The following is a 9,306-nucleotide window of genomic DNA, read 5'->3' on the forward strand; positions in this document are numbered from 1 at the left end:
TGACTATCATCGCCCTAGAAAAGCGCGAGAAACTTGGCATGGTTGATAAGCAAAAACTTATCGACGAGCTTAACGAAAAAGGCTTTTACCTTCAAATGCCGCCAAAAGAAGATAACTTGCTAGAGCAACACCGTGAATCTCTTGGGCTGTCAAAAACACCCGATAAGAAGTTTTAAATATCCATGTTATTAAAGACTCTAAACCGCTTAGTTAGCCGAATTACCTTTATAGCTAAGCGCAAAAATCGTAGTTTATTTCCTCAACCGCGCAATATTGCCCTAGTTTTATCGAGTATAACCTTAAGCTTTTCACTGACAGTTCATACCGAAAATCAGCCAAGTAATGACAGTGGGCTTAGTGAGACGGCCTTCAAAAGCTACGTTGCTCAACTGAAAAAAGAAGCGGCCGAAAAGGGCATAGATAAGACTAAGTTAGATTTGGCGTTTGCTGACATTACTTTCAGGCCCACGGTCGTCAAGTCTGACAAAAGCCAGCCAGAGAAAAAAATTACGTTAGATGATTATCTAGCAACGCGAGTACCCGACTGGAAAGTAAAGCAGGCGGTTGAGCAGTACAATGAACACAAAGTACTGCTTGACGAAATTGCTCAAAAATACGGGGTTCAGGCACGCTTTATTGTTGCGCTGTGGGGTAACGAGTCTAACTTTGGTAAAATTCAGGGCAACTTTAATGTGCTGTCTGCACTGGCATCTTTGGCGTATGAAGGGCGAAGAGAAAAGCTGTTTAAAGACAATTTTTTTGCGGCACTTCAGATTCTAGATGAAGGGCATATCTCTGTAGAGGCGCTTAAAGGCTCTTGGGCCGGTGCGATGGGACAAACACAGTTTATGCCCATATCCTTTCTAAATTACGCAGTGGACTACGACGGCGACGGCAGAAAGGATATTTGGGGGACCAAGGCAGACGTATTTGCGTCAATCGCCAACTATCTATCATCTGAAGGTTGGGATAGTGAAGGTACGTGGGGACGCCAAGTAATACTAACCAAACCAGTACCTTTTTCAGGGTTAGCGAAATCTAACATGAAGCCGTTGGCCTTTTGGCAGCAGAATGGCGTCAAGCGCTACAACGGAAATGAACTCCCCAATGCAGAAATCAGTGCATCGCTTATTATGCCAGATGGTGAGCAAGGCCGAATTTACTTGGTGTATAACAATTTTCACACACTGATGAAGTGGAACCGCTCGTCTTACTTTGGCGTTTCGGTTGGGTATTTATCAGAGCGGATAAAACGAGGTTACTAATGGCTTATCGTCACATCGATTCTCAAGGCAATGAAATATCACTACCCGTTAGTAAAGTAGTGTGTATAGGTAGAAATTACCTCGACCACATTCAAGAAATGAATTCTACCGTATCTGAAGCACCCTTGCTGTTTATGAAGCCAAAGGCTGCCTTATGTTATATGCAGAAGCCTATTGCCATTCCTACCGACAAAGGCGAGTGTCACAACGAGCTTGAAGTCGCTGTGCTGCTAAAATCATCATTGAAGAATGCGAGTGTAGATGACGTAAAAGCCGCGATATGGGGTATTGGACTTGGTCTCGATTTAACCCTTCGCGAGGTTCAAGCCGAGCTTAAGAAGCAAGGCCAGCCTTGGGAAAGAGCGAAGTCTTTTGACAACAGTGCACCGCTGTCTGGCTTTGTGCCGTTAAGTGAAATAGAAAACTTGGAAGACCTGCGTTTTACCTTAACCATAAATGGGGTGATTAGACAGCAGGGACATACCGAACTGATGCTGCACAAAATCATACCACTTATCGCCCATATGTCATCTATATTTACGTTAGACAGCGGCGACGTGATTCTTACAGGCACGCCCAAAGGGGTAGGTAAGCTCTGCTCACAAGATACGATTATTGCAACGCTAGACAATCATTTAACCGTGGAAACTGAGGTAATAGCAGAATGACGGCAGCGTTTTGGGAAACCAAATCTTTAGAGGAGATGACCCAAAAGGAATGGGAATCACTTTGTGATGGATGTGGTAAATGTTGTTTGCAAAAATTTATCGATGATGACGCGGTAGAAGAATACGAAGTGACCGACCACATTAACGATAATGAGAAGATTCACTATACCAATATTGTGTGTACGTATTTGAACACAAAAAAATGTGAATGTACCCAATATGAAAGGCGTACAGAGCTGGTGCCTGATTGCGTGAAGCTGACAAAAGAGAATCTGAAGGATATCTTTTTTATGCCTAATAGCTGCACGTATCGTCGCCTTTATGAGGGAAGGGGCATACCATCGTGGCACCCATTGTTAAACAAGGGGAAGAAACACGTGATGCACGCAAAGGGAATGTCGGTACGCAATAAGACTGTTTTTGAAACCGACGTGGATTTAAATAATTTTGAAGACTATATAGCCATTTGGCCTTTAGAAGACTTAGATTAACGCGCAGAACGCGCGTTAATCGCCATTAACAATCGCATAAAGCAACGCATCGCGCCCGAATACGCGTTTGCGACAAAGCCCTTCTTTTGTACCACCAATTCGCTCTGCCACACGTATGCTTGCCTTGTTGTTAGGCTCTATAAAGCATTCTAATCGATGCAAATTCATTTGAGAGAACGCAAGCTTCTTCAAGGCTTCACAAATCGCGGTAGCTAAACCTTTTCCGCACGCGTCTGGTTTTAGCCAGTAGCCAAGATTAGCGGTAAGGTGCGTGTGGTGAATGTGGTTGATAATGCCCATACCTAAGCATTTTTCTTCGTGGATTAGTAAGTAGGTAAGTCCATATCCTGTATCTCGTGCCTTTTCCATGTTGGTGATGCACTGCTTGGACAGTGCAGGCGTAACAGGGCAAACCGCTGAACCAAACCAAGGTTTTACGTGATGGATAGACTGTTGTCCAGCCTCACAAAGCGCATAGCAGTGTTTCTCTGCAATGCGCTGAATGGAAATGGGGCCTTGTTCCGTATGTATCGGAGGTAGGCGAGACGGTAGAATGGATAAGTCGATCAAAAGGGTTTCTTATCCAATAATCGACATGCAAACACAATAGCGAACACAGCAAAGTAGGCAGCAAAAATAATTTGCATCCACTCAGCCATTCCCATAGACAAAAACTGCCACGAATCTTCTAAACAGTCACCTTCAGCAGCAAATACAGCGGGTAGCCACTCGTGAAGTTGTAACCACGAAGGGAAGTTTGGCACAATTTCGCAGCTGGCAAAAAATGGGTTCGCAGCATTGAGAATGCCAACGTGTTCTTTGGCAATTAAGAAGCCCCATCCTGCAGATACAGCCCAACCAGCGAAACCAAGCATGCGTGTAAAGCCATTGTTTTTAATAACGACAATAAGTGCTGACAACACAATACCGTACATGGCGGTTCGTTGATAAATGCACATAATGCACGGCTTTAAACCCATGCCATACTGAAAGTAAAGCGCAGCAATTTCTAATGCCAATGACGTGGCGAAAAGCACAAGCCATGAAGACTTGTGCTCTGCCCATTGGCTAATGCTGTGAATGATTCCGCGCATAGACTAGTGACCTACCGCTTGTGCACCCGCTTCAGCAGCGGTGTGGTGTTCAATGAGGTGCATGTCGTAAAGCACCTGAGTAGCATCAGCAAGTCCAATGTAAGTTGCTAACAAACCAACGATGGTCAGCACGATGGTATATGGCAATGCCATCATAACCATACGGCCGTACGACAAACGAAGCAGTGGCGCGATGGCTGAGGTCAGCAAGAATAGGAAAGCAGCTTGACCGTTTGGTGTTGCCACACTGGGTAAGTTGGTTCCCGTATTGATTGCTACAGCAAGCATATCGTACTGGTCACGTGTGATTTGACCGGCCTGTAGAGCCGCTGTGACTTCAGTGATATAAACAGAGCCCACAAACACGTTGTCACTCACCATCGAAAGCACACCGTTAGCAAGATAGAACATAACCATTTGAGTTTCGCCTTCAAACGACAGTACCCAATGGATTACCGGCTGGAAAAGGCCTTGGTCAATGATAACGGCTACTACACCGAAGAATACGCAAAGTAATGCGGTAAATGGCAGTGCTTCCTCGAACGCTTTTCCAAGTGCGTGTTCTTCGATAACACCGCTCATTGAAGTAGCAAGTACAATTACTGACAGACCGATAAGACCCACTGACGCCATATGCGTAGCAAGGCCAATAATTAACCAAACACCAATTAGCGCTTGTACTATCAGTTTAGCGGTTTCACGCTTACTGCGGCCCTTGTCCATATGGTCGTTATAGTCGACCAAAATCTGTCTTACCGCTGCAGGTAATTTTGCACCGTAAGAAAACATTCCGGTTTTTTCTAACACGACGGTAGTTAACAAGCCAAATACAAATACTGGGATAGTAACCGGTGCCATACGGATGAAAAATTCAACGAAGTCCCAGCCAGCCTTGTCTGCAATAATCAGGTTCTGTGGTTCGCCTACCATGGTCATAACACCACCAAGGGCAGTACCTACGGCTGAGTGCATCATAAGGTTGCGTAGGAAAGCTCTGAAGTCTTCTAAGTCGTGGCTTCCCAGTTCGTCGTCGCTTGTGTGGTCGTGATCAGAATGAAACTCCTTGCCCGACGCTACTTTGTGATAGATAGAGTAAAAGCCCAGACCTACACTGATTATTACTGCAACAACCGTTAATGCGTCGAGAAACGCCGATAGAAATGCAGATGCAAAAATAAACGATAGGGATAAAATTAGCTTGTTGCGAACCTTAATCACCAATTTGGTGAACAAGTACATAAGCAGGTCTTTCATGAAGTAAATGCCCGCTACCATGAATACCAGTAGCAATAACACTTCTAAGTTAACTTCAATCTCATGCATCATATGGCCAGGCGATGTCATGCCTATAAACATCGCTTCGATGAGCAGCAGGCCTCCTGGTTGAAGCGGGTAACATTTCAATGCCATCGCTAGGGTAAAGATGAATTGGATTACAAGCGTCCAGCCCGCTACATATGGGTCCACCATAAAGATGAAGGGATTAACAATGAGAAAGGCAATAATGGTTTTTTTATACCAGTCGGGCGCATGTCCCAGGAAATTCTTATAGATCGCCGCGATCATTGAGGTTTGCATGAGTTCCTGTTCCTTTTACAACAAAGCACGCATTTTTGCGCATCTTTATACTGTGTAGTTCCGGTTATTGCATACATAAACTGCTGGCGCTATGCGATTTATTTCGCCTTACCGCGGTTTTGCTGCTGTCATTATAGTCGGAAATTAAGCGTACATGATATTAACGTCTTGAGAAAGCAATTCACAGACCCCACCATGTGAAAGTCACTGAATATTTATCACTTTTTTTATGATAGTTATCATTGAATTTGAAAATACGTAATATTTCGAACATAAAATGTACAAGCAGTGTTTAATGGTGTTTGAAATAACACTTTAATTTTAACAAGTTGTTAAAACCTTTAGTGGACGAGGCATAATTCATTGTGATAATAAAACAGCATCTGGTACAATCAGTTGCAAAATAACAATAACGTGCAGGCGATTAGTTATGATTTATAAGGCACAGAGTCCAGCTGGATTCGCCGAAGAATATATTGTTGAATCTATTTGGAGTGGAAGATTTCCACCTGGCACCATTTTGCCTGCAGAAAGAGAGCTTTCTGAGTTAATTGGTGTAACGCGTACTACACTGCGTGAAGTACTTCAGCGTCTGGCTCGTGATGGTTGGTTAACAATTCAACACGGCAAGCCGACCAAGGTTAACAATTTCTGGGAAACGTGTGGGTTAAACATTTTAGAAACTCTCGCTCGTTTAGACCAAGAAGGGATCCCTGAACTGGTTGATAATTTATTAGCAGCGCGCACTAATTTAAGTGCGGTTTTCATTCGAGGCGCAATTCGAAACAACCCTCAAGAGTCTGCTGCAATTATTGCCCGTTATAAAAATGTGGAGCAAGAAGGTTTAGCTTTTGCCCAGTTCGACTATCAAATGTCACATGACTTGGCGTTAGCGTCTAACAATAACGTATTTGTTTTGATGATGAACGGTTTCCGTGGTTTGTACTCGCGTATTGGTGGCTATTTCTTCTCGCACCAACAAGCACGCGACGTGGCAAACAAGTATTACGCAGACTTGCTTGATGTTGCTGAGAAAGGCGAATACGACCGTGTCCCTGTAGTAGTTAGAAAGTACGGTATAGAAAGTGGAAAGGTGTGGCTTGCTATTCGTGATGACATGCCTAAGGATTTGGTCGACTAAACACTAGGATGCCAAAGGCTGTTGGTTTCCATACGACGGCTTTTACAATAAACAACAAAAGCGCCGCATTATTTCTGAATATGCGGCGTTTTTTTATCGCTTTCTACTAACGCTCGTTGGTGAATTTACAGCGATGAAACACAGTTTCACATATCTTGTAACATTTTAACCCTTACTTAGTCTCATTCGCGTTAAGTAACGCTAGACCCTAAATCGTAATTATATATACTCACTTTACTTATAAACTTCGCTTAGTTTAGCTGCTTTCTTAAATCTTCAATGATCAAAAGTCGATTGTCTTCAATCGCTTGGCGGTAAACAAAGCGCCAATAAAAGTGCACAACAGGAATAATAATGAAATATCTATGGATAGCACTTGCCGCAGGTGGCTTGGTAGCAGGCTGTGGCGTCGAAAACAAAACTGAAAATCCTCAACAAGTAGCTGAAAGTGCAGCGCCATCCGTTATGCTAAATACTCAAGTAAGTGCGCCTGTGGCGAAAAAAGTGCCGCATGAAATGACCGCGCATGGTGTCACCCGTAATGACAATTACTATTGGATGCGTGATGACTCCCGCACCGACGAAGAGATATTGTCCCATTTAGAACAAGAAAACAGCTATGTTGAGACTGTTTTGGCTCCTCTTAAGAAAAACCGAGAAGCGCTTTATGAGGAGCTCGTGTCTCGGATTGAGAAGGACGACTCAACCGTTCCCGTTCTCGACAATGGTTACTGGTACTACACCAGCTACTCAGGTGAAAACGAGTATCCTATTTATTTAAGAAAACCTTCACTTGACGCTGAACCGCAAGTATTGCTTGATGCAAACCGAATGTCTGAAGGGCATGATTATTTCAGTATTGGCAGTTACGCGGTGAGCAGCAACAACAAGTTGCTTGCGTATTCTGAAGATACGCTTAGCCGACGCATCTACACTGTGTATGTCAAAAGCCTAGAGAGTGAAGAAAAGCTTGATGACATTTTAGAAGGTACGTCTGGAAGTGTAGTTTGGGCGAACGATAATACCCACCTCTTTTACGTGAAGAAAGACCCGCAGACTCTTTTAGGATACCAAGTCTATCGCCATAAATTGGGCACGTCTCAAAGCGAAGATGTTTTAGTTTATGAAGAAAGCGACCCTACCTTTTATACCTATATCAGTAAAAGTAAAGACGATAGTGTCATATACATTCACCATGACAACACCGAAAAAACAGGTGTGACTTTGATTGATGCGAATAACCCAACGTCTCAAACAAAAGTATTCTTGCCCATTGAAGACGGACAAGAATACAGTGTAGCAAAAGCGAGTGACGGTTATTTTGTGTTGACTAATATTGGTGCGAAGAATTTTAGAGTGATGAAAGCACCATTAGACGCCACTAACGATGTGTCGAAATGGCAAGAAGTGATTGCACATCGTCCAGACGTTTTCCTTCAAAGTATTGAAGTAATGAACAACCACTTAGTGGTTAAAGAAAAAGAAAACGGGATGCTGCGCTTAGTCGTTCACAATCTGACGACAAACGAAGAGAAAGTTATTCCAACTCAAGATCCAATTTACGGTGCGTATTTTAATGCAAACCCTGAAATGGATACCAATAAGCTTAGAATTTATTACAGCTCGTTGACCACGCCTGGTTCTATCATTGATATCAACTTAGATACCCTTGAAAGCGAGGTGATGAAACAAACCCGTGTATCTGACACTTTTGACTCCTCTCTCTATGCCTCTGAGCGCGTGATGATTGAAGCGAGAGACGGTACGTCGGTTCCCGTTTCGATAGTTTATCGCAAAGATAAGTTTAAGAAAGACGGCACCAATCCATTATATCAATACGCCTATGGCTCATACGGTTCGACTGTAGACCCAACGTTTAGAAGCAGCTGGTTATCTTTGATAGACAGAGGTTTTGTTGTCGCGATCGCACACATTCGCGGAGGTCAAATGTTGGGGCGCGAGTGGTATGAAGACGGCAAAATGCATCAGAAAATAAATACCTTTACTGACTTTATTGACGTTTCAAAAGGACTTGTGGCAAAGCAGTACGCAGACAAAGACCGCGTCTTTGCTATGGGCGGCAGCGCGGGTGGCTTATTAATGGGCGCAATCGTAAATATGGCACCTGAACTCTATCAAGGTGTGAGCGCGCACGTTCCATTTGTTGATGTAGTGACTACAATGAGCGATGCGTCTATTCCGCTGACTACCGGTGAATATACCGAGTGGGGTAACCCAGCCAACAAAGCTGAGTTTGACTATATGCTTTCCTACTCGCCTTACGATCAGATTGAAGCGAAAGACTATCCACATATGTTGGTCACAACCGGACTACACGACTCACAAGTGCAGTACTTTGAGCCAATGAAGTGGGTGGCGAAGCTAAGAGAATACAAAACAGACGAAAACTTATTGCTTTTCAAAACCGACATGGAAGCGGGTCACGGTGGAGCTTCAGGACGTTTCAAACGATTCGAGTCTACCGCGCTTGAATATGTGTTTGTGTTGCATCTCGCAGGTGTTCCTCTCTAACTCTACACTCACCTTTTTAAAACCAGTCTCCTCTGGTATTTCGCCCGAACAAGTTAGCGCTTTTTCGGGCATTTTTATGTTTTTTGTGTTTTTAGTATGCGGATTCTAATTGTTAATCGTAAAGTAAAGCCATGGTGTTGAAATACACTCTCATTTAGCATTCATAGGAGCTGAACATGACTACTACTGACACAATTAAAGGTAAAATCAACGAAGCCGAAGAAATGGCACGTAAAATTTGGTTAGCAGGCCTAGGCGCTTATGGTAAGAGCGTTGAAGAAGCGCAGGGGCGCTACGAGAAGCTAAGCGAAGAAGCGAACAAAATGTTTGACGAGCTAGTGACAAAGGGCGAAACGCTAGAAGAAGACGCAAAAAGTAAGTTCAAATCTACGACTAACGATGTTGAAAATCGCGTTGCAGACGTGCGCAAGAAGCTTGGCCTTGATTCAGAGCCAGCTGATCAGCGCATCGAAGAGCTTTCAGCAAAAATCGATGCCTTGACTGAAGCGGTTGCAAAGCTAGCTGCCAGCAAGTAAA

The 9,306-nt window shown here is 43.7% G+C and carries 10 protein-coding genes; 7 read left to right on the top strand and 3 right to left on the bottom strand.

The window, feature by feature from the left end; translation table 11 throughout:
- Window positions 1-8: 8 nt before the first annotated feature.
- Genes QVA83_RS11475 through QVA83_RS11490 form a run of 4 tightly spaced genes read left to right on the top strand, consistent with a single transcriptional unit; the run spans window position 9 to window position 2,424 of the window.
- Entirely contained in the window at window positions 9-176 is a 168-nt protein-coding gene (locus QVA83_RS11475) for a YcgL domain-containing protein (RefSeq protein ID WP_287498479.1), read from the top strand.
- Between the two features lie 6 nt (window positions 177-182).
- Window positions 183-1,265, top strand: coding sequence for a lytic murein transglycosylase (locus QVA83_RS11480; protein ID WP_069944574.1), 1,083 nt, complete (start codon window positions 183-185; stop codon window positions 1,263-1,265).
- Window positions 1,265-1,933 carry a fumarylacetoacetate hydrolase family protein gene (locus QVA83_RS11485; protein ID WP_069944573.1) on the top strand — a complete coding sequence of 223 codons (669 nt, stop codon included), beginning with the start codon at window positions 1,265-1,267 and terminating at the stop codon, window positions 1,931-1,933. Before QVA83_RS11480 ends, QVA83_RS11485 begins: the two co-directional genes overlap by 1 nt.
- Complete coding sequence (locus tag QVA83_RS11490) at window positions 1,930-2,424, top strand: YcgN family cysteine cluster protein (protein WP_014950000.1); 495 nt, start codon at window positions 1,930-1,932, stop codon at window positions 2,422-2,424. The genes QVA83_RS11485 and QVA83_RS11490 overlap by 4 nt, the downstream gene beginning before the upstream one ends.
- Window positions 2,425-2,439: 15 nt before the next feature.
- Here the strand turns inward: QVA83_RS11490 and QVA83_RS11495 are convergent, their stop codons facing one another.
- From QVA83_RS11495 to nhaB, 3 genes are read right to left on the bottom strand one after another with little or no spacing between them, the layout of a single operon-like run.
- The gene (locus QVA83_RS11495; protein ID WP_069944572.1) at window positions 2,440-2,994 is read right to left on the bottom strand and encodes a GNAT family N-acetyltransferase; all 555 of its coding nucleotides are present in this window, start codon (window positions 2,992-2,994) and stop codon (window positions 2,440-2,442) included.
- Window positions 2,991-3,518, bottom strand: coding sequence for a disulfide bond formation protein DsbB (gene dsbB, locus QVA83_RS11500; RefSeq protein ID WP_014976923.1), 528 nt, complete (start codon window positions 3,516-3,518; stop codon window positions 2,991-2,993). Before dsbB ends, QVA83_RS11495 begins: the two co-directional genes overlap by 4 nt.
- A gap of 3 nt (window positions 3,519-3,521) precedes the next feature.
- Entirely contained in the window at window positions 3,522-5,096 is a 1,575-nt protein-coding gene (gene nhaB, locus QVA83_RS11505; RefSeq protein ID WP_069944571.1) for a sodium/proton antiporter NhaB, read from the bottom strand.
- Window positions 5,097-5,526: 430 nt separating this feature from the next.
- On the opposite strand from nhaB, the gene fadR reads away from it, so the two are divergent.
- From fadR to QVA83_RS11520, 3 genes are all read left to right on the top strand, one after another.
- Entirely contained in the window at window positions 5,527-6,237 is a 711-nt protein-coding gene (gene fadR, locus QVA83_RS11510; protein ID WP_069944570.1) for a fatty acid metabolism transcriptional regulator FadR, read from the top strand.
- A gap of 354 nt (window positions 6,238-6,591) precedes the next feature.
- Complete coding sequence (locus tag QVA83_RS11515; RefSeq protein WP_069944569.1) at window positions 6,592-8,769, top strand: S9 family peptidase; 2,178 nt, start codon at window positions 6,592-6,594, stop codon at window positions 8,767-8,769.
- Window positions 8,770-8,945: 176 nt separating this feature from the next.
- Window positions 8,946-9,305 carry a phasin-related domain-containing protein gene (locus QVA83_RS11520; protein WP_014949994.1) on the top strand — a complete coding sequence of 120 codons (360 nt, stop codon included), beginning with the start codon at window positions 8,946-8,948 and terminating at the stop codon, window positions 9,303-9,305.
- Window position 9,306: the final 1 nt, after the last annotated feature.

The organism is Alteromonas sp. AO-Serp (assembly GCF_017849675.1).
Classification (GTDB): domain Bacteria; phylum Pseudomonadota; class Gammaproteobacteria; order Enterobacterales; family Alteromonadaceae; genus Alteromonas; species Alteromonas macleodii.